Origin of the sequence: Sphingobium sp. MI1205, assembly GCF_001563285.1 — a bacterium.
Classification (GTDB): Bacteria; Pseudomonadota; Alphaproteobacteria; order Sphingomonadales; family Sphingomonadaceae; genus Sphingobium.
Window position 1 is genome coordinate 473153 of sequence record NZ_CP005188.1, and the last position, 20753, is coordinate 493905.

The window sequence follows — 20753 nt, forward strand, 5'->3', positions numbered from 1 at the left end:
ATATCATCAGACGTTCAGTTCAAGTTGATCCCATTCAATGCCGGCAGCCTTCAACCGCGCAAAAGGGTCAGCATTCTCGTCGTCGAACGACCAACCTTCTGGCATGCGCACTTTCAGGCCGAGCTCGAAGTCGAGGCGCTGTCGTTCAGCTTTGGAGATCATCACGATCTTCAAATGCCGCTCCAACAACTTCGCGACCGCTGACGCATCTGCTCCCGAAGAAAACATCTTCTCGCACTGATTACGAATGAGCGCCAAGGGCACAACATGTTCACGATGGTCAGCGGACGCCCGTGAGCGCCCAGCCATGATGATATGGTTAGGGATCAATGGCTCATCAAGCAAACGCGAGTGACGCCAGTTTTCTTCCCATGACTGATGCATTACCCAAGCAGCTCGTTCAAACACGCGTCTGGTAATTTCTTTTTTGTCGAGTTCAGGTCGCATACTATCCGGCACTATGTAGAAATGATGCCCATTGTAGGTTTGCGTTGGGTTCCGCAAGCCGGCGTATGTCAACATGCTTCAGTTTCAGCTGCTCGAGCATCCGGTTAAAATGTCATCGCGGTCCGCAATTCGGTTAGGATTGAGCTCACAGTGTCTCGATGCTTTTCATTCCGGGCAGCCCAAAGGCGTCGAAGCACACTCTCCTCTATAAAATCGTCGAGTTTCGCGGTTCTCAGCCCAAGGACAAAGTCCGAGAGATCTTCCATCGGCGGGCAATCGCCCGCCTGCTGGAGAATGGCAGCGAGTTGCTTCGGTGTCACATCGAACGCAGTCACGCCCACGTCGTGGACCGCAACCTCTAGGCCAGCGCTCATGAGGACGATCGACAGCACCGAATTTATAGCCGTGCCACGCCAGGTGATGACGTGGGTGTCTCGCGCCGCGGGGATGAGTGCGCGCCGATGGAGGCCGAGTTCGCGAAACGCGGTGCGCCCCTGCAGGAGGAACTTCTTTCCGGCTGCATCGAGATATGCGGGGATCTCGTGGTCAGACAGCACCTCCAGCATCGTCGCGGTGACGTGGTCGTGCAGTTGCTCGTTCGCGGGCCGATCGAAGCGAGGCAGCTTCCCGGATCGATGGGGAACAACTTCGAGCACCTTGGCGCGGTCATCGACCGCCTCTACGCGCCATCTACGGCCTGCGAAGCCTACGAGTGATCCTATCCCGAGGACATTGGTGAGCGGAACGGTCCCGAGGGTACGGCCGCTCGAGACAAGGCGCCATTCCTCGTCCGTCTTGAAGACGGCATAGAAGTCGCGCGCCTGGACCAGTTCCTCCCCCGCACGACCGAGCATGAGGATGCCATCTGGCGATTGTTCGAGAAGTTCGAAACCCTGAGGACCAGCCCCGCGGAGCAAATCGGCGTAGTCGGACGGCGCGAAGGCTAGGTAGCTGTCCCGACCGAATAGGAGCTTGTGCGCCGCGGGCGCACGGACGCCGCCCTCGGATGCTATGAGCGAGAGGGTCTGATGCAGAGCCACCGTGGCAAGCGAGGGGTCTTCTGTAGAGGGCTCGACCCAATTCTCCTGCAGAAGTCGGACGCAGGCGACGGCCCTCACCGTTTCGAGGCGTAGCTTGTCCAGCGGATCGGAATCCGGATCGAGATGGTCTTCGCGGACATAGATGCGGAGGACCGCCGGGCTACCGCGACGGCCGCTCCGACCGAGGCGCTGCTTCAGACCGGAAAGCGATCTGGGCGCACCCACTTGGGCGACCGACTGGACGCTGCCCAGATCGATGCCGAGCTCGAGCGTTGTCGTCGCGACTGCGGTGGTAGGCTGGTCGCCAGCCTTGAGCCGCGTCTCCAGCGTCTCGCGGAGTTCCTTGGAGAGGCTGCCGTGATGCGGGAAGAATTCCTCCGGCACCTTGTCTCGCTCCGACCGCTCGCGGAGGCGGTCCGCGAGTGCCTCGACCGTCCGGCGAGAGGCAGCGAAGGCGAGGTTGTTCGATCCGCGCAGGTTGGCGAAGATATGGTCGGCGATTTGGCTGAGCGCATCGTGCGCACCGTTTTCGGCGATCTCATCGATCCCGACTGCCTCGGGAGGCTCCTCGTATCCTCGAATCTGCAGCCTGACACCTGGGCCGCTCTTCGGCGCCCGCAATACTGTTACGCTCTGGGGGCTGACCGCGTTCATCCAGCGGCAGGCCGCGTCGGCATCGCCTAGCGTGGCGGAGAGGCCGACCCGTCGCGGGCGTCCGGACGCGATCCTGTCGACGCGACGGAGAAGAGAGGCCAAGTGCAGCCCGCGCGGGCCTTGGAGGAATGCGTGAAGCTCGTCCACGACGATCCCATGCACGCCTCTGAACAGCTTAGTGGCATCGGCGGGGCGGCGCAGCAGGAGGGCCTCGATCGATTCAGGGGTGATCAGCGCGACGCCCGCTGGCGCCTTGAGCAGTCTCGTCTTAGGACCCTGAGGCGCGTCGCCATGCCAACGGGTGATTGGTAGACCAAGGCGTTCGCACAGAGGTTCGAGACGCCTGAACTGGTCGTTGATCAGCGCCTTGAGCGGACTGACGTATAGGAGGCGAAGGCCACCACCTGTCATCTCCGCTGCCTCGGTGAGCAGCGGCAGGAACGCTGCCTCGGTCTTGCCCGAGGCTGTGCCGGCCATGATGATTACGTCGCTGCTGGATCCCAGGATCGAGCGGATCGCCGTGTCCTGTATCTCACGCAGGCCGGTCCATCCCTCATCGCGCACCCAGCGGCGGATTTCAGGATGAAGCCGATCATAGGACGGGGCGTCAGATGCGAAGGTCGACAAGCTCTTCGTCCGCCTCTGGCTCTTCTGGCTCCTCCCTGTCCGGCGAGACAGCTGCGATCAGATCGTGCCACTGCGTGTCAGGGTTCTGCTCCAAAACGGACAGAAACTGGACGAAGGCCTTGATGGTGTTGCGGGGTGTGCGGAAATAGGCCTCGCCGATCCGCTTATTGCAATGCTCCATGAAGGCGGTCTTCGCCTCGTCAGGCACGAGGAAGGCCGATGGGTCTCCGAGTGCGAAGACCGACCTGATGTTTCCTAGCAGCACGAGGAGATCCTCGGGCGACAGGCTCTGGAGCCGTATCACTGGTCCGCTGAGATCGATCCGCCCCTCTGTGGCGAAGCTGTTCTCTTCCAACCGCGATTGGAGCGCCTTGTAGCTGTAGAGGCCACGCCGACTGTCGAGTAGGAACTCCGGCGTTCCTCCGAAAACGAAGCCGAGCCCCTCGACATTGCCCTGCAGCACGTCGTTGAGCGTCCTGAGAAGCTGCTCGTAGTTCTGGTTGCGCGCTTGGGAGCTCTGCAGCTTGTAGAGGTTGACCATCTCGTCGAAGACCACGAGAAGTCCTGAATACCCCGCGATGCGAACGAACGCTGAGAGAAGCTTGAATGTGTCATAGACGTCCGCGTCGTCGATTATGCTGCGAACGGGGAGGGCCTGCCGCGCCTCCGTCTTGGTGGGATACTCGGCCCTGAGCCAGCGCAGCGCCGCCGCCTTGAGGCCGTCGTCACCATCCTCGTGGGCGCGCCAGTATGTCTTGAGCACCGTGCAGAAGTCGTGACCGCCTAGCATCTCCAGCAGGGGAGCGAGGCGCCGGTCGATGATTCGCTCGACAGGAGCTCCACCGTCTTCAGCCTCCCGAACGCACTCCGTTACGAATCGCTCGACAATGCTAGGAAGAGCGCCGCCTTCCGGCTTCGTGCGTGTCGCCATGTTCCGGACAGCCTCCGCATAGAGGCCGCGGGCCTGTCCCCCAGTCGCGTGAAGCCTACGGTCGGGAGCGAGATCGGCGTGGACCGTGACGCATTTCCGTTCGAGGGCGATGAGACGCACGAGATTCAGGAAGAAGGTCTTGCCTGCTCCATACTCGCCGATGACGAAGCGAACGGCCGATCCGGCGTCCGCGATCCGGTCGATGTCGCGGACGAGCGCGCCGACCTCCTGAGAGCGTCCGACCTGGATATGCTGGAGGCCCACCCGTGGAACGACGCCGGCGGAAAGGGCCTGAATGATGAGATCCCGGTCCTTGCGTCGGATTGTGCTCAAGCGGCAACTCCCATTGGTTCAAGTTGGTCAGTCACTTCGGAGGAGACGCGCACGTCGTCGTCGTCCTCCACGATCGGCTCGCCCAAATTGTCGAAGCCCCATTCGTTCAACGTCTCGATGGCGCCGTCTGGCATCAGGCGCAGCTCAGCCGCGAGTGCATCGAAATCGGTCCGAGCCATCGGGCCGGCCAGAAGGCGAATAAGAAGATTAGAATGGGGGGCGTCGAGGCCAGCGAAAGCCGATGCGGCGACGCTTGCCTTAGGCGGAGGGGCGGGGGCTGGTTCGGGCTCCTCCTCGACAAAGATTGCCGCGAGCATCGCGGACACCTGCGTCGTTTCGCCGCGGATCCTCTCAAGCCTGGCGGCGTCGATGGCAACGCCCGCCCGCTTTGGCTCGTCAGGCAGCGGCACCATGCGCTCGTCAGTGGCTGGCAGCACCTCCACCGGACCGGCATCCTCGCCGCTGCGATGCAGGGCGGAATAGAGCGTGCTCGCGGGTAGCCCGAGCGCCGCGTGGAGCGCCTCGAGGAACCTAACCTCGTCGGGCAGGACTCGGCCATCTGCTAGCACTGCCTCGACCGCGGAGGCCGCGAGCGCCGCCCTGCTCTCAGGAGCGATGTCCGCCAGCTTCTTCAGGGCTGCACGGACCTTTGGCGGATCCGCAGCGAGAGCGTTTCCGCACGCGAGCAGCCGGATGATCTCCTCTTCCTTGAGCTCGGGTGTCGAGCGCAGACGGCGTTCAATGGCGTCCATCTCTGAGGAGGCGACAGTCCCGTCCGACACTGCGGCCAGCATTGCGACTTCAACCATGCCGCGGGCAGCCGCGTAGACCGAGCGTTCGGGATCGACGGCCCCACCAAGGCTTGCCGGGAACAGGGCGACGCGTCCATCGGCCCGGAGCGCAGCGGCCGGACCGTAGCGGCGATCGGGCTCGAACCCGAGATCCAGCGCGTCGAGCGCGAGGCCCATCCGCCGAACGAGAACTGCAGGCAGCTTCTCGGTGCCCGGCCCTAGCTCCAGATCGAGGGCGCGTGCCACGTCGCCGACCGTTGCCAAGCCGCCAACTGTCGATTGATCGAGCGCGTTCCGGCAATCGGCGAAGGAGGCCCGTCCCCGGCGGAGCTCCAGTGGTAGCAGGAGGTCGCCGCGCAGCGTTCCGCGAGCATTTGGGTCTCGGCCCAGCAGTCGGCTGTAGGCTGATAGATCTTCCATGCAGCCGTCGAGGATCGTGCGAAGGCTATTGAGCGGGGCCTGCGTCCCAGAAATGTCAGGAAGATCCATTTCGATCGAACGGAAGAACGTGTTGCTTGCCGCCTGATATCGGGAGCGGATCTTCGACTTCGGCCGTCGGACCCGTAATCCTTCTGGATTGCGGACGGCGAAGCGGACGCGCCATAGGCCGAGCAGCTCTTCGAAGCACCGCTGCCCCGGCGTCCGGAGGTAGACGTCTGGAAGCGATAGCACCCATAGAAGACAGTCGTCGGCATCGAAGGGCTGGTTTCGCTCGATTCGGCTGCCAAGCCGCACTCGGACATTGAGCGGCAGCTCCATCTCGTAGTTGTGCGGCGGAGCGGATGTTAGCTGCTGATCGGCGTTTTCGCCGTATAGGCAGGAAAGCGCGAGCAGCTTCGACGCATAGGCCGCAAAAGAGTAGTTCTCTCCATGGATTAAAAGGAGGCGCCGAAGCTCGGCGAAGATCGCTGACGCCTCGTCCTTGGCTTCATCGACCAGCAAGCGCTGCTCGAGGCCGTAGAAGAACACGAACACGTAGCCGATCGGGATGTTAGGATCCGTCCGGCCATTCTCCAGCCAGTCCAGATAGGTCCAGCGTGCCCGCGGATCGAGGCGATCGTAGCTCGGCCAGTATGTCAAGGTGTCGCCGGAGGGATCGCCTTGAGGATTGATGGGAAGCGTGGGATCGATCCGGCTCTTGTCACGCGCCGGGTCATGCCGGGCAGGAGTGCCATAGTAGACCATATCGAGAGTGACGGTTCGCGCTCCCACCTGAACCACAGCCGGGTGGTTAACCCAGCAGGCTGGAGCGCGTTGCCTCTTCGATGTCGAAGATGCGGGCGCGGAGGGGCAAGGCCGCGGCGTGGCGACCCCCGGCTTGGTCATCCGCGTTGCATAGTCTGACGCCTGCTCGAGGGTCGAGAATGAGTATCCGCCATAAAGGTATCGGCCATTGGCGCTCAGGCTGACGCCCGGCGGAGCCCTACCGAGGTTCGAAGGCGGAGAGGGCGATGACGCTGTCGCCGCGGTTGTCTCCGTGGGCCGACCGAGTTCGGGCTGTCCGTCAGTGCCTATCGCCGGGGCGCCAGACATCATCTCGCCAAATCGACGCGCGACTCTAGAGAGCCAACCTTCTGACTGGGCCATCATTCTTCCCCCCGACTTAGGGATACTGTCCCAAAGTTATTCGGATTGCCAGAGCCTTACTCTTCCCCAAAAATGGCAAAGTGATCTGAATCAGTTGATGTTAGCCGTAGAATAATAAATGCGGATATAGCAGCGTGAAGTGTCGATCCGCCCGTGCGTGGGATTCGCGGAGGAAGTCGATGACAGGGGGAATGGACGAAATGGTGTTGTTCGGAATTCCGGTCATACCGGTGCTTGTTTTTGCGGTTCTCGTTAGCCTTGCATACGCGTTCGTCCGCTACTTCTTCATTCCCGCGAAGCGGCTGGATGCAAGCCTAAAGCAGATCATCGAGAACGTGGAGGCAGCGCGGGCGAACGGGCTTCGCGACCTCTCGAAGTGCTTCGAACCCGACCGTGCGATCGCCGCCATCTTCAACGAGTATCGCGAGACGCTCCACGTTCAGAAGGATCTCGACACCCAGACGGGCGAGATGGTCGAGAGGGCTGTCCGCTCGACGGTGCCGGCTGAGATGTTTCTCTCGCCACACGCTGTGGTGGACAATCGCGTCCATGCCGAGTTCTTCAAGCATCTGCCCGGCATTTTCACCGGCATCGGCATCATCGGGACATTCACCGGCCTTCTGACGGGCTTGAGCTCCTTCCAGATCTCGGACGATTCCGGTGTAGTCCGGAACAGTCTGACCGCGTTGCTGCATGGCGTGAGCGAGGCGTTCGTCGTTTCGGCCTTCGCAATCATCCTTGCGATGCTCACGACCGGACTGGAGAAATTCCGGCTCAACAGCCTCTACCGCAAGGTAACGCAGCTCGCTCACGAGATCGACGCGACCTATGAGGCCGGTGCAGGCGAGGAGTATCTAGCTCGCCTCGTGACTTCTTCGGAGGACGCCGCCAGTCAGACCAAGATCCTGAAGGATGCGCTCGTCGCAGATTTGCGGGAGATACTCACCGACCTTGCCGATCGGCAGATCAACGCGACGGTGCAGCGCTCCAACGAACTCGGCACGACTATCGCAGGTGCGCTGACCGACGCACTCAAGGGACCGCTCGACCAGATCGCCGGCGCGGTGGGCCAAGTCAGCCAGGATCAGTCGTCCGCCGTGACGAAGCTGCTGACCGACGTGCTCGCGAGCTTCAGCGACCGCTTGGAGAACATGTTCGGCACGCAGCTCTCCGGCATCGGCGACATGCAGCAGCGCACGATTGACGCGATGCAGACTGCGGTCTTGAAATTGCAGGACCTGACCGACAACGTCGAGGCTGCCGGGACGCGAGCTTCTGACGCGATGTCGACCAAGCTTCTCGAGGTTGTTCAGGCGGTCGAGGCCAAGCAGGCCGCGATGTCGGAGGAGCTCCGCACTGTGATCGAAGAGATCCGCTCATCGACGGGCGAGATGCAGGAGGCGACCCAGACCCGCGTCCAGGACATGCTGACTGCGCTTGGTGAGGGGATGGCGCAGGCGATCTCCGCCATTGAGAGACAGGCGGCTGAACGCTCCAGGCTTCAGGCCGAGGAAGACGGCAGGCGTGCTGAGGCGGCGGCTGGCCACGTCGGGCAGATGCGGCAATCCGTTGATGCGATCTCCTCCAACGTCGATGGTCTCGTGGCGGCGATCCGCGAAATGACCGCGGGCGTCCAAAGCGCGACGCGGGATGCGTTCGTTCGTCTCAACGGGGGGGCGGACTCCCTGCTGGCCGCCGCTAACAAGCTCGAGAATTCAGGGCGCGAGGTCGTTGGCGGGTTCGACCGCATCGCGAATGTCACCACTGGCCTTTCGGAGGCCGCAGGCAGCGTTGCCGGGGCGGCTAGGGGCCTCGACTCTGTCGTCTCCGATTACCGATCAGCCCGCGACGCGGTTGCCACCATGATCCAGGATCTCCGCGCTACCGTCGAAAATGCCTCCCGCGAGGCAAGCCTGACCGCGGATGTCCTCAGTCGGATCGAGGGCGCAACGCAAAAACTGGCGTCGGCGCAGTACGAGGCGGACGGCTTCCTGGACGAGGTTGCTGACGTTATCGGCAAGTCGCACGAGAAGTTTGCGGAAGGCATGCGAGGCACGGTCATCGAGGCGAACCGGGTGTTTCACTCCCAGCTGTCCAGCGCCACCGGTTTGCTCAAGGAGGCGATCCAGGAACTCGAGGCCTCCTTACCTTCGACCGGTCGGCAGGCGGCGTGATCTGAATGTTCCAGCGCGTTACTATGGGGCATCGTGGTCGCGAGGAGGGCGAGAAACCCTTCTGGATCTCGTTCGCCGACCTTATGACTGCCCTGATGGTGCTCTTCCTGCTCGTCATGAGCGTGGCGCTCCTTGCCGTGACGCGCACGATTTCGGAGCGCGAGCAGCTTGAGGCCGAGAGGCAGGCGGAGATTGTCAAGCTCCTCGACCGCATCGACAAGGCTGCAAAGAAGCAGGGCATCCGCGTCGATCACAACCGTGCCGTCATCGACTTCGGAGATCGTGCCCGCTTCGATTCGGCGAGCAATGCCCTCAGTCCCGAACAGGAGCGATTGCTGCGGTCGTTTGTCCCGGAGGTGCTCGCGATAGCGCGGGACAAGGGCGGGCAGCGATGGCTGAAGCGGATTGTGGTCGAGGGCTTTACTGACCGGAGGGGGAGCTATCTCTACAACCTGAACCTCAGCCTCCAGCGTAGCCAGCGCGTTCTGTGCGCGCTGATGGCGCGGCCGCAGGCGGGCGAACGGCCCATGGATCGACGCGAGCTAGAGGAGATACGGCGGCTCTTCCTCGTCGGCGGCTACTCCTCAAATTCCGCGAAGGCGTCGCTCGACGCAAGTCGACGCATTGAGCTGCGCCTGGAATTCTTCGGCGTTGATGAACCGGCGGCTGCACCTGTCGACGCGTTTGAAGGCGAATTCGGTACATGCGCCCTCTGAGCCCGAGAATGACGAAGCTGCAGCAGCGGCTGGCCGACGTTGGCGCTGCGGCGTTCCGCGACATGCCGGAGCCCGACCTCCGAATCTTGAAAGGGCATGTGCAGTCACTTCAGGCCATGCTCAGCGGGGCAGGCGCGGGTGCGGGCGCTTCGAACGACCGGATCCAGACGGAGATACTGAGGTTTCGCGAGACCGGCAGGCTCCATGATGTTCGGTCGGCACGCTTGGTGAGCTGGGGAACGCGCCTCAGGTCTGTAGGCCAGCCAGCGCTAATAGAGGACGGTGAACGGTTCGATCCGCTGCTGAGTGAGATTGATGCCTTCCGATCGATGCCCCGGCCATACAGGCGGTGCTGGCGGGGCCTGCTCGATGGCTACGTGAACTACGATCCCCGAAATGCTCGTGGTGCCGGTGATCGGAACTGGCGGGTCCTGCGGGAATATCTGAACGACAATCTTCCACAGCTCGAACGCTCCGGGCAGGCACCGGACTGGCTCGCCGCGATCGACGACCATGCTAACCTGCTGACTGAGGATCCATGCACGCGCTACGGGGCCGAGCTTCTCACCGGGGAGGGGAATCCCCTCGAGGTTCTTCGTCACGATCTCTCCGCGGGTGACACTTCGTGGATCGGCCAGCGCATATTCGAGGCGCAGATCGAGGCAGCGGTAAGGTTCGATGACCGGAAGTTCCGTGATGTTCTCCCGCGCGTCATCGGTTTGATCCTGGAGCATGATGTGCTCGCGGATCACGGCCTGTCCCGTGTTCTAGATCGCTACTCCGAATGTTCCTCGATCGAGGTCGATCCGGCGCTGTGTGAGACCTCCGTCGGTCGATGGGGCAATCCGTGGCTCGAGCGCAACGACACACTTTGGACACTGGTCCGTCCGGACACGCGACGGATGGTTTCCTCGTGGCACAAACTCCGGCTGATCGAGGACTTCTTCAACCTCCTCTCGGCCGATGGCATCAACGACCAGCGTCGCATCAACTTCTGGAAACGCCACGTTGATCAGATCAGCGACATGCATTTCGCGCTTGGCGACGCCGCCTATCGCGATCCGCGTCCGAGCTTCAAGACCCTGCGGCAGATGATGAAGGGCCGCATGCTCAACCTTACAAACGGAGGCGTTTCCAGCAACAATGCCTTCATCATGCGCATCGCCGGCCACGTCTACGTGGAGTTCGGAGAGGAGGGCAACGCTATGTTCGCCTTCGATGCTGCCAAGCTGCCGTTCGATCTCTCGAAGTTGCAGGTGGCGGGAAACAAGACCGCGCTCAAGCACCCGAGCAACGTCGCGCGTATCATCCACAAGGACGGCGTGGGTGAACGGTGGGAGCGTAAGGCCGATCGGCTCATCGCCTCCCTGTCAGCCGCACGAAGTGGCTCCCAGGTTAGTCATACGACGCCGTCCTACGGCGCGCGCCCATCAGCGCCGCCGCCCCCTATCACCATATCCTCCAACCCCTCACCAGCCCCGCGACCCGCGAGCGCCGACTCCGAACTGTTCGCGTTCTTCGCCAAGCATGGGATCAAGACAGCGGATTCGCGAGATAAGGGAGGTTCGCTATGGGCCTACGCGCCGCGCTTCGGTCCTGCGACGAACGAACTCACCCGTAGGAACTTCGCTTGGGCGGAGCGTCGCGGGGCTTGGTATCTGCGCTCATGATCTGGGGTAGGAAGGCGGCCAAGACGGAAGTGCGCCAGGTGGCCCCGCGATCGCCCGTCGTTGAGGATGGTGGCATTCTCCTGCCGAGCGGTGGCGAGCCGACCCCCAAATCGAAGGCAGCGACGGCGCTTCTCGACCAATTGGCGGATGAGGGGCTGGCCGAGCGGGTGGAGGATGGTCACCGCTTGAATTGGTCCCAGCTCTTCGTGCTGTTGGAGGACGCGGAGGCTGCGGAAGAGCTGGCGATACTCGATCTTCCATCATCCACTGCTGCGGTCCCGAAGATTGTCAGCCGGAAGTCTCTGACCGATAGAGACTTCTCGGTCGCAATAGACGGATGGTTCGATACCGACCGTCGACCAATGTCCGGCGTCAGGCTCAAGGGCGGTGCCCTCGAAGCCGACGGTGGCGTTCAGCTCGTCGCTCCAGGCGTCTGGAACCTTATCGAGCGAATCCGGCGGTTTGCGCGCCGTCCGGAAGGGGAACGGAACGAAGCTGACCAGCGCCGGGCGTGGGGAGAGATTCGTCAGTTGGCAGTAGCCGCTGGCGCCTCGCTCGACGACTTCCTCTATCGAACCGTGGTTCTCACTCCGGACCGACTGCAGATGGCGCTCCGTCGATCGGATGGACTTGGCCTCGTGGAGATCGAACCGTGGTTCGAGGGGGCACCCGCCGACTGGCTCGAGGCGTTTGATAAGTCGGGTCAGGTGCGTGACAGATACGACCTACCAACGCCGCACGGGATCATCCAGGTCATGATCTCGCCGGAGGTCGGCACCGTGCTGCGGGAGGTCAAACGCATGCCCGGTCGGCGCGTGGCTGGCGAGCGGGCGCAGGCGTTCCTCCTCAATCCCATTGCGGCGCTCGGACCGGACGCGGCAGCTGTCGTCGACGAGGACCAGTTCGAGGAGGCAAAGCAGCAGGCGGGCATCGTGTTCGAACGGTTCGCCGCGGTGACACCTGAAACCAATGGAGAAGGTGCTTTGGGGCTGCTCATCACGAGCGGGTCAGGCGACGCTATTGAGACGCGCGAGATCATGCTCGAGGAAGCCGACGTACTCGAGTTCATCGAGGGCGTAGAGCGGAACCTTGATCGTGGCCTCCAGCTGTTTGCTTGGGACGAATACGAGTTCGAGCTTGACGGCGATAGCAGGCTACACTGCGAAGCGCTTCGCCGGGCGCTCGGCCATCGCGAGGATGGGGTCATCACGCACGGCCAGATTTACGACCTCTCCGGCTATTCGGAGCGCGTCGAGGGAATCGGCCAAGAAAAGTCCTTCTACTCACCGCACATTGCCAAGCGCGACGATGGTGAGGGCTGGTTCCCCGAGAATCTAGTTCCGATGATCGGATGGACTGATCCGAACACCGAACAGCCGTGCGTTCTGCCGCTGACCGACAAGCTATCGGCCGAACTCCGCAAGGGGTTGGAGATGGCCAAGGCGAAAGGAGCCACTTCCGTATCCTTGACCGGGTGCCCCACTCCCATACCCGTCCGCGAGGCGGAGGCGATAGTTTCTACGTTCGGACAGGTGCAGGATCAGGCGGCAAAGGGCACCTTCAAGCCAGAGTCTCCTGTCCGTCGCGGCAAAAAGCCTACGTTGATCCTCAAGAGCAATATCGGACAGGTCGACTACCAGGAGGAGCGGCTCGCGGCGCTAGCCGAAAAGCCGGCTCCCGCCCGCCTTCCTTCCAGTCTTCGTCCCGGCGTCGCGCTGAAGCACCACCAGCTTGAAGGTCTTGCATGGATGCAACACCTTCTCGCACTGGCCCCGGATAAGTGCCGGGGCGCACTGCTGGCGGACGACATGGGACTTGGGAAGACGCTTCAGATCCTGAGCCTCGTCGCGAGGGCAAGGGAAGAGGATCCCGGTACGCCGCCAGCGCTGGTGGTTGCGCCGCTTTCTCTCTTGGAGAACTGGAAGGAGGAGGCAGAGAAGTTCCTCGAGTCTGGAACGCTGAAGATCCTCATGGCTTACGGCGAGGGCCTCGCTGGTCTCCGCGTCGATCGGTCCTCGGTCGACGAGCAGCTTCGCCGGGAGGGTCTGGTGCGCTTCCTCCGGCCGGACTGGCGGGGTGATGCCGACCTCGTCCTTACGACCTATGAGACGCTGCGCGACCTGGAGTTCTCGTTCGCGCGCGAGAAGTGGTCGGTCATGGTCTGCGACGAGGCGCAGAAGATCAAGAACCCCAACGCGGCGATGACCCGGGCTGCCAAGAAGCAGCAGGCGAAGTTCCGTATCGCCTGCACCGGGACGCCCGTCGAAAACAGCCTAGTCGATCTGTGGTGCCTGTTCGACTTCGTGCAGCCCGGTTTGCTCGGCGCGCTCAACGAGTTCGGGTCGACCTACCGCCGACCGATCGAGGCGAAGAGCGACGATGATCGGGTGAAGGTGGAGCAGCTTCGGGGTATCATCACGCCTCAGTTGCTCCGCCGGATGAAAGCAGATGTCGCGACCGACCTGAAGGCGAAGGTCGTGGACGAGGAAAGCCGCAGTTTGGATATGAGCCCTTTCCAACGCGGCCTCTACGTCGGAGCCATCGACACCTTCCGGCGATCGGGGGCGGCACCGGGGAGCCACCTTGCACTTCTCCACAAGCTCAGGCTCCTTTGTTCCGATCCGGATGAAAACGCGGGTAGCGCATATGATCCGGTTGAGAGCTACCGAGCACGGTCACCGAAGCTGGATTGGCTAATAGAAGTGCTTGAGGTAATCCGCGATCGCGGAGAGAAGGCCATCGTCTTCTGCGAGTTCAAGGCGATCCAGCGCTTGATTCGACACTATGTGCGCGAGGCCTTTGATGTTCCCGTCGACATCATCAACGGCGATACGACCGCCGTGGCGAGCAGCATCGATAGCCGGCAGAAGAGGATTAGGGCCTTCCAGGAACAGCCTGGCTTCGGCGTGATCGTCCTATCGCCCGTGGCCGTCGGGTTCGGGGTGAACATGCAGGCGGCTAACCACGTGATTCATTTCACCCGGACCTGGAATCCCGCGAAGGAAGATCAGGCAACCGACCGGGCCTATCGCATCGGACAGACGAAGGACGTGTTCGTCTACTATCCGACCGTGTCTGCTGGCGACTTCAAGACGTTTGATGTTAAGCTGGACGAGCTTCTTGAGCGGAAGCGCTCCTTGGCGAGCGACATGCTGAACGGCAGCGGCGAGATCGGTCTACGCGATTTCGACGTAGACGAGCTAAGGCCGGTCGATCCCTGATCGCATTGGGTCCGCACATTGTCGGACGGCGAACAGCTGGAGGACCGTGTTACGCAGTAAGGTGGCGGATGTGAGGAGTATAGGAGGCTTGCCACCGAGGCGCTTCACGAATTCCCGCTGTGCGATATGAAAGTGGGGGCATTCACGGGGGCATGCACTATAAAGATGAATAAAATAACTTAATGAAATGAGTGTCTTGAAAAGAATGTTTGGTTCCCTCCCTCTCCGCCACCTAGCTTTCCTTTCACATCCGTTCCGAATCACGAAATCCCAGCTTTTCTGCGGTTTTCAGCGTGATTCTTATCCGCGTTCATTCCTGCCAGTCCACCAGTGACCGATTGGAAATGTGGGAAAGAATGTGGGAGATTTGGTGGCATGGGAAAGCTCTCCGCCAGCGCCGTGAAGGCAGCAACTCGTCCTGGGCTGAGGATCGGAGATGGCGATGGCCTGTTCCTCGTGGTCCAGCCCGGCGGTGGGAAGAACTGGGTCTGCCGGGTGCAGAAAAATGGCAACCGGCGCGACTTTGGTCTGGGCAGCGCCTCGAAAGTTTCGCTGGCTACGGCGCGCGAGCGGGCGCGGGAAATCCGCGCCTGGGTCGAGCTTGGGTTGGATCCGATCTTCGAGCGGCGCAAGGCCCAGGGAATTCCCACCTTCCGGCAGGCTGCGGCCCGGGTGATCGCGGCTCATAGCAAGACATGGCGCAACGAGAAGCATGAGAAGCAATGGCTCCAGACGCTCGATGCCTACGTGTTCCCGTATATTGGCCATGTCCAGGTCCACGAGATCAATGGCTGGTCGAGCAGCAACTGGCCGAGCGGCAGGGCAATGATGTGATCTACCGCCGCAATCTGCTGCGCATCCTCGGGGAGTGCGAGGTGTGGGCTGTGGCGGGGCAGCTGTCGAAGGAACTGGGTCTGCCTTTTGAGACAAACCCAAGCGAGCGGGTGGAGGGGGCGCTCAGGCGCAAGGTGAACATGACCCCTGGGCGGGTCGCCCTGATCGAGCGAAGCCATGAATTTACCCTGGTGCCCTGGCGCGACGAGCTCGAGCGGCATGTGGGCAAGCAGCTTTCCGGGCTGATGCGCGAGGACCGGTCTTCGCGTTGAACGACATAAAGCGTATTGAGGTGCTTAAAGGGCCGCAGGGCACGCTCTATGGCCGCAACACCACGGGCGGCACCATTCGGATCATTTCCAAGGACCCAAAGCACGAGTTGCAGGCCGCTAGGTCGATAACGGTCGGCGCCAATTATCGTTACATTGGTTATCGGGAAGCTACCTTCGAGCGGGTGGCGCAGGAAGCGAATACAAGCAAAAGTGCCGTTTATCTGCGCTATTAGGACAAGTCGGATCAGTAGCGGAACTGTCGAACCAGGCCTCGCCGCTACCGACCAGTTGGTCTGCGTGCCTCCATAAGGTCGCTTCCAGGGGGGAGCGATGTACTACAGACCTGTCCCGATTGAATGATGGAGCCGGTCATAGGGAATCGGGTTAGGCCGGCCGCTAGGGACTGAATGCTCTTTGGATCGTCAGAACCGGTCAAACTGGCAACATAGGTCGGATACACCGTTGCCATGTCCCGTTGGCCAGACTTTCCAGATACGGCTCAAGGCACCCCTTCAGATCCGCTTGCCAGTCTTGGTCCATCACCACCCTTATCAGAGCTGGCTACACCTGGAATCATCCAACGCCGCGGGAATCCTGAAAATCAACATCCGGCCAACGTAGTGCTGACGAACTTCGCCGCCAGAATCCTCCCGCGAATAATTATGCCGCTGGGCATCACGCGACCGCTGCTGACAGAGTGAGTACACAACAAAAGTAGGAGGGGAACATGCGTAACATTGGGTCATTCGCGCTGATGGGCGCAGGGGTCATCCTGGCGTCCCCGGCGCTGTCGCAGGTAGATAATCAGGCGCCATCTGATATCCGATCGGACACAAACGAGCAGAGCTCCGTCGGTCTCACCGACATAATCGTCACCGCGCGCCGCCGGGCGGAAAGCGCCCAGCAAACGCCTCTCGCGGTTTCTGCCGTCGATGCCCAGGCGCTTGAACGCGCCAATGTTTCCAATATCACTGATATCAAGGCACTGGCGCCCAATCTGATGATCGAGAAAAATGGCTCGAACCCCAGCGCTATCTTCGCCTATCTGCGCGGCTTTGGAACCAAAACGAGTGACCCGGCAGTCGAGCCGGCATTGTCCGTCAACATCGACGGTATCTATCTGGGCAGCAATTTTGCCGGTGTGATCAACCTGTTCGATGTAGAAGCCGTTGAGGTGATGCGAGGACCACAGGGTACATTGTTCGGCAAGAACTCCCCGGCGGGCGCTATAAACGTGCGAACTCGGCGCCCGAAAAGCACGTTGGGTGGGATGATCGAGACCAGTTACGGACGCTTTGAGGATTTTCAAGTTCGTGGCTATGTTGATTTGCCCATCATCAGTGACAAGTTGCTGGCGACCCTTTCCTATTCCCGGCACACTTCCGATGGGCATATCCGTAATGTGACGCTGGGCCGAAATGTCGCGGGCGCTCACATGCAGTCCCTACGTGGTGCTCTCCTCGCTCGGCCCTCGGAGTCGGTCGAATGGTATGTGTCGGCGCAATATGATCGCGATCGCACGGAAAGTTCGGCAAACCGGTCGGTGACGACCAACGATCCGGAGCAACTGCGCATCCCGACTGCCATCTATAGCACGCCGGGAGGCGTTCCTCGCCTCGGAACGCTCTGCACGCGACCTGCATCTGCCGCAGCCTGCGTCAGCCCGGTCGCCGGCCCCTACACAACGCGCAGCAACCAGACGCCCGTGCGAAACCGGGGCACGACATTTGCCATCACGTCCGACCTGTCCGTGGAAGCGGAAGCGGTAAGCTTTGCCGCGTTGACAGGCTATCGAAGGAACAAGCAGTTCAATCCGCTCGATGTCGATGGCTCCGAATATACCCATACGCACGCGCTGACCAACCAAACCGACAATCAGTTTTCGCAAGAAATCCGCATGTCGTCAAACAAGGGAGGGGGCCTCGATCTCGACGGCAAGCTGAACTGGCTGCTTGGCGCCTATTACTATCAATATGAATATGACCGGGAACAGACGTTCAACGTCGTCTCGACGCGGCAAAATGACGGCACAACCAAGAGCCTCGCCCTCTTTGCACATGCGGAATATTCGCTGACGGACAAGCTGATCGTGTCGGGCGGCGTAAGAAAAACATGGGACAAAAAGCGGCATGCCTTTGTCATCATAGGCACCTTTCCGGGCGGTCCGTCCTATGCCGAACGTCAGTCCTGGGACAATCTGTCCTTCGATGCGACGGTCGAATATCATTTTACGCCGGATCAGATGATTTTTGCGCGATTTGCGCAGGGGTATCGCGGCGGCGGGTTCCTGGGCGATCCGACCAGCCCGCTGCGGACCAACGTGTATAATCCGGAGACCGTTAATTCCTATGAGGCGGGACTTAAGGCGGACTTCTTCGACCGTCGCGCCCGCATCAACCTGACCGGCTTCATCAGCAAATATGAGGATCTCCAGCGCCAACTCGTCGTGCCCGATCCGGCCAATCCCGCCGTCGGCTTCACGCAGCAAACGCGCAACATAGCCAGCGCGACCGTCAAGGGCGTGGAGCTGGAGGCAAAGGCAAGGCCGATCCCGGAGCTCTCGCTGCGTGCCACCGGAGGATATCTTGACGCCGGATACGATAGCTTCTTTGCGAACGTCACCGGCAACGGAGCTGACCCGGTGACAGATAATGCGCCCCTGCGTTTCCCCTACACCTCCAAATGGACGGTTGCGGTGGGCGCATCCTACGAACATGAACTGTCTAGTGCCGGATCGCTGGAATTGAATGTCGATTATGCCTGGCGGTCGAGTTACAATCTCAGCAACCTGAACGAGCCGTTTGCGCAGCAACCGGGATACGGCCTGCTGTCTTCGAGCATAACGTGGCGCGACGCCATTGAGGGACTTTCTCTCTCCGTCTACGGGCAGAACCTTACAAACAAACGGTATCTGGCGTTTGCCGATACGTCCGGAGGCATCGGAGCGATCATCGCCGAGGCGCCGCCGCGCACATGGGGGGTGTCCGCAGGATTCCGCTTTTGAAGATGGACCGTAAGGCGCCCCTCATGGGCGCCCTACGCTACTGCTGAATATCTGGTTTTGCGCCATAGCGCGCCAGCATCAGCCCGCTGACATGATCAATCCACGGATCGGAGGACAACTCCTTCAGACTGGTCTGGAACTCGTCCAATATGGGGGACAGCGCGATGGGGCTGTGGATGAAGCATACGAGGGTAAAGGCCGCGTGCCAGCTGTCGGTATCGGCGCCCAATATGCCCAGTTCCCTGAACCTGTCGAGGATGCGGACAACCTGCGCAAAGGTTTTACGGGCGTGGCCGGAGTAGCGGGATTTGATGATAGACCCGTCGTTCGCAAGCTCGGCCGACACGACCCGATAGAGGGCGGCCGACCCGAGAAACTCCTCCATCAGCAAAGCGACGAAATTGCGCATCGAGCAACCGTCATCCTTGCCCAGCTTTCGTTCGAACTCATCGCATCTGCGGCTTTTCGCGCGCAGGGCATTTTCGACGACGGTGCTGAGAAGCCCATCCTTGCAGTCATAATAGTATCGGATCATTGCCTGGTTCGTCCCGGCGAGATCGGCGATCTCCCGCGAGGTGATCTCCGTATGTCCCTTGATCGCCAGCGCATGTTCGGCAGCAGACAATAGTCCCAGTGCCACGTCCCTGTGCTTGTCGCTTCGCGGGCGGCCACGGACCGATCCCACGCCTCTCTCGTCCTGACTCATCCTCTCGCTCCTGTAACCGGGCTTGTCCTTCAACCTACCACAGGGGCACCGAAATCCAAACCGGGAGGCGTTTCGCGGAACCCCGGAAAACCGCCACATCAGGGGCACAAGACCGCTAAATCCTCCGGCGCATAATTTCCGTCCTATGCTCGAAAATGGATCGGCGTATCACTCTGGAGACCGCGATGAACATCGCATCACCCCGTCGGAAAGACCTGGGGGAACCCCAACAAGGGACGGAGAGGAAAGCATGGACGAACTGGAAATTCCCCTGATCATTCGTGGAGAGGTGATCCACGACAACTGGGTCACATTCCCGGGTCGTCATGGAAAGATCTCGCTCAAGGCGCCGGACGTGAATGCCTATGTCGATCAGATCATTCTCAAGAACCCGAGCAGCCTGAAGGATCTTTACGCGCTGACCCTGGATGACATCATCGACTATCTCGTCGAACTGGGGCTGCATCTCGATCCGGTGAAGAACCCCCACATTCGCACGGCGATGCAGGTGGCTGCGGCGACATCTGGCCATTCCCCTGAAATGCTGGGCTATATGTACGGCAACATGTCGAACATATTCCGCCGCAGCTTCATCGAGGAGGCTGTCGAGCAGAACATCGGGCGCGCGCATCTCGAAGGATGGGTTTCGACCCAGTTGCACGATCGCCGGACGGCGGTGCGCGCCTATGGCGCCCGGTCGGTCCACATCAATGCGGGCAATGGTGCGGTGATAACGCTGCAGGGCGTGCTGATGAACGCCGTCCTCCGCTCCGACGCCATCATGAAGAACCCCTCCAACGATCCTTATACCGGGACGGCGGTGGCGCTGACGATGATCGACATTGCGCCCGATCATCCGATCACCAAACATCTGACAGTCGGCTATTGGAAAGGCGGCGATACCGCGTTCGAAAGCAAATTATACCGCGCGAACAATATCGAGAAGATTGTGGCGTGGGGCGGCTTCTCCTCGATGCAGCACATCAGGGGCTATCTGGGACCGGGAATGGACCTAATCGCCCTCGATCCCAAGATCAGTGGGTCGATCATTGGCAAGGAAGCCTTCGAAACCCCGGAGAAGATGCAGAAGGTGGCCGCAAAGCTCGCCAAAGATGTGGGCTATTTCAATCAGGAAGGCTGCATCAGCGCGCGGGTCGCCTATGCACAGTCCGGCACCGACGAGGCAGGGGTCAGGAAGCTGTCCCAATTCGGCCAGATGGTGTTCGACGAGGTCGCCAGGCTCCCGCGCGAACTGAGCAGCGCGCATCCGGCGTTCGACCGCCAGTTGAAGGATGAGATTGACGGCATCCGCTACTCCAATTCCTTTCAGGTTATCGGATGCAAGGCGGCGGAGGGCGGCGTCATCGTGTCGCAGGACAACGAGCCGGTCGATTTCGCGGATCAACTGGGATGCCGGGTCGTCAATCTGGTGCCAGTCGATGACATTGCCGAGGCCCTGTCCCATGTCACGATCCACACGGCGGCGCTGGGCATCTATCCCGACAGCCTCAAGACGGAAATCCGGGAGGAATGCGCGCTGAGAGGCGCGCAGCGGCTCACCACGCTCGGCTTTGCCACGGCGGAGGGCGCCGCGCAGCCGCATGACGCGATGGAGCCGATGCGGCGGATGGCACGCTGGGTCGTGATGGAGGAATTCGACGTGACCCAGTCGGAGAACACAGGCTGGGTCCATGGCGGCAGCACGGTGGAACCCGAACAGCTGAACGCGTGACGGGCCTGAATGGG

At 61.2% G+C, this 20753-nt stretch carries 14 protein-coding genes; 9 read left to right on the forward strand and 5 right to left on the reverse strand.

From position 1 onward, the window contains the following. Positions 1 to 6: 6 nt before the first annotated feature. From K663_RS02340 to K663_RS02355, 4 genes are read right to left on the reverse strand one after another with little or no spacing between them, the layout of a single operon-like run. Positions 7 to 522: a hypothetical protein gene (locus tag K663_RS02340; protein ID WP_145902206.1), complete on the reverse strand. Its 516-nt coding sequence runs from the start codon at positions 520 to 522 to the stop codon at positions 7 to 9. 29 nt (positions 523 to 551) lie between these two features. Continuing rightward, positions 552 to 2768: a DEAD/DEAH box helicase gene (locus K663_RS02345; protein WP_044661484.1), complete on the reverse strand. Its 2217-nt coding sequence runs from the start codon at positions 2766 to 2768 to the stop codon at positions 552 to 554. Then, complete coding sequence (locus K663_RS02350) at positions 2749 to 4032, reverse strand: ATP-binding protein (RefSeq protein WP_044661485.1); 1284 nt, start codon at positions 4030 to 4032, stop codon at positions 2749 to 2751. The genes K663_RS02345 and K663_RS02350 overlap by 20 nt, the downstream gene beginning before the upstream one ends. Continuing rightward, positions 4029 to 6008, reverse strand: a complete 1980-nt coding sequence (locus tag K663_RS02355) for a tellurite resistance TerB family protein (RefSeq protein ID WP_052628195.1) — start codon at positions 6006 to 6008, stop codon at positions 4029 to 4031. Before K663_RS02355 ends, K663_RS02350 begins: the two co-directional genes overlap by 4 nt. A 581-nt stretch (positions 6009 to 6589) precedes the next feature. Here K663_RS02355 and zorA point away from each other — a divergent pair. The 8 genes from zorA to K663_RS02395 all read left to right on the forward strand — a co-directional run bounded on the left by zorA (position 6590) and on the right by K663_RS02395 (position 18301). Beyond that, a complete protein-coding gene (gene zorA, locus K663_RS02360) occupies positions 6590 to 8584 on the forward strand; it encodes an anti-phage ZorAB system protein ZorA (protein ID WP_145902207.1) in 1995 nt (664 codons plus the stop codon). Positions 8585 to 8607: 23 nt separating this feature from the next. Further along, positions 8608 to 9300: an OmpA/MotB family protein gene (locus K663_RS02365; protein ID WP_235589553.1), complete on the forward strand. Its 693-nt coding sequence runs from the start codon at positions 8608 to 8610 to the stop codon at positions 9298 to 9300. An 8-nt stretch (positions 9301 to 9308) separates the two neighbouring features. Further along, positions 9309 to 10970: an EH signature domain-containing protein gene (locus K663_RS02370; protein WP_062113575.1), complete on the forward strand. Its 1662-nt coding sequence runs from the start codon at positions 9309 to 9311 to the stop codon at positions 10968 to 10970. A 185-nt stretch (positions 10971 to 11155) separates the two neighbouring features. Beyond that, the gene (locus K663_RS02375; RefSeq protein WP_235589491.1) at positions 11156 to 14191 is read left to right on the forward strand and encodes a DEAD/DEAH box helicase; all 3036 of its coding nucleotides are present in this window, start codon (positions 11156 to 11158) and stop codon (positions 14189 to 14191) included. A gap of 375 nt (positions 14192 to 14566) precedes the next feature. After that, on the forward strand, positions 14567 to 15025 hold the full coding sequence (locus K663_RS02380; RefSeq protein ID WP_235589492.1) for an Arm DNA-binding domain-containing protein: 459 nt from the start codon (positions 14567 to 14569) through the stop codon (positions 15023 to 15025). Continuing rightward, positions 15022 to 15297 (forward strand): DUF3363 domain-containing protein, encoded by a 276-nt coding sequence (locus K663_RS02385; protein WP_062113578.1) that lies wholly within the window; start codon positions 15022 to 15024, stop codon positions 15295 to 15297. Before K663_RS02380 ends, K663_RS02385 begins: the two co-directional genes overlap by 4 nt. Next, the gene (locus K663_RS02390) at positions 15294 to 15530 is read left to right on the forward strand and encodes a TonB-dependent receptor plug domain-containing protein (protein ID WP_062113580.1); all 237 of its coding nucleotides are present in this window, start codon (positions 15294 to 15296) and stop codon (positions 15528 to 15530) included. The genes K663_RS02385 and K663_RS02390 overlap by 4 nt, the downstream gene beginning before the upstream one ends. Positions 15531 to 16024: 494 nt before the next feature. Beyond that, complete coding sequence (locus K663_RS02395; RefSeq protein ID WP_083535810.1) at positions 16025 to 18301, forward strand: TonB-dependent receptor; 2277 nt, start codon at positions 16025 to 16027, stop codon at positions 18299 to 18301. Positions 18302 to 18338: 37 nt separating this feature from the next. Here K663_RS02395 and K663_RS02400 read toward each other — a convergent pair whose 3' ends face one another. Beyond that, positions 18339 to 19007: a TetR/AcrR family transcriptional regulator gene (locus tag K663_RS02400; protein WP_062113586.1), complete on the reverse strand. Its 669-nt coding sequence runs from the start codon at positions 19005 to 19007 to the stop codon at positions 18339 to 18341. 250 nt (positions 19008 to 19257) lie between these two features. On the opposite strand from K663_RS02400, the gene K663_RS02405 reads away from it, so the two are divergent. Further along, positions 19258 to 20739: an acyl-CoA reductase gene (locus K663_RS02405; RefSeq protein WP_063619023.1), complete on the forward strand. Its 1482-nt coding sequence runs from the start codon at positions 19258 to 19260 to the stop codon at positions 20737 to 20739. Positions 20740 to 20753: the final 14 nt, after the last annotated feature.

What these genes read in the sequence shown, in the direction of transcription:
- K663_RS02340 (WP_145902206.1), bottom strand. Translation starts at nt 522, where the DNA reads ATGTTGACATACGCCGGCTTGCGGAACCCAACGCAAACCTACAATGGG.
- K663_RS02355 (WP_052628195.1), bottom strand. Translation starts at nt 6,008, where the DNA reads ATGGTCTACTATGGCACTCCTGCCCGGCATGACCCGGCGCGTGACAAG.
- zorA (WP_145902207.1), top strand. Translation starts at nt 6,590, where the DNA reads ATGACAGGGGGAATGGACGAAATGGTGTTGTTCGGAATTCCGGTCATA.
- K663_RS02365 (WP_235589553.1), top strand. Translation starts at nt 8,608, where the DNA reads ATGGGGCATCGTGGTCGCGAGGAGGGCGAGAAACCCTTCTGGATCTCG.
- K663_RS02370 (WP_062113575.1), top strand. Translation starts at nt 9,309, where the DNA reads ATGACGAAGCTGCAGCAGCGGCTGGCCGACGTTGGCGCTGCGGCGTTC.
- K663_RS02380 (WP_235589492.1), top strand. Translation starts at nt 14,567, where the DNA reads ATGGGAAAGCTCTCCGCCAGCGCCGTGAAGGCAGCAACTCGTCCTGGG.
- K663_RS02395 (WP_083535810.1), top strand. Translation starts at nt 16,025, where the DNA reads ATGCGTAACATTGGGTCATTCGCGCTGATGGGCGCAGGGGTCATCCTG.
- K663_RS02400 (WP_062113586.1), bottom strand. Translation starts at nt 19,007, where the DNA reads ATGAGTCAGGACGAGAGAGGCGTGGGATCGGTCCGTGGCCGCCCGCGA.
- K663_RS02405 (WP_063619023.1), top strand. Translation starts at nt 19,258, where the DNA reads ATGGACGAACTGGAAATTCCCCTGATCATTCGTGGAGAGGTGATCCAC.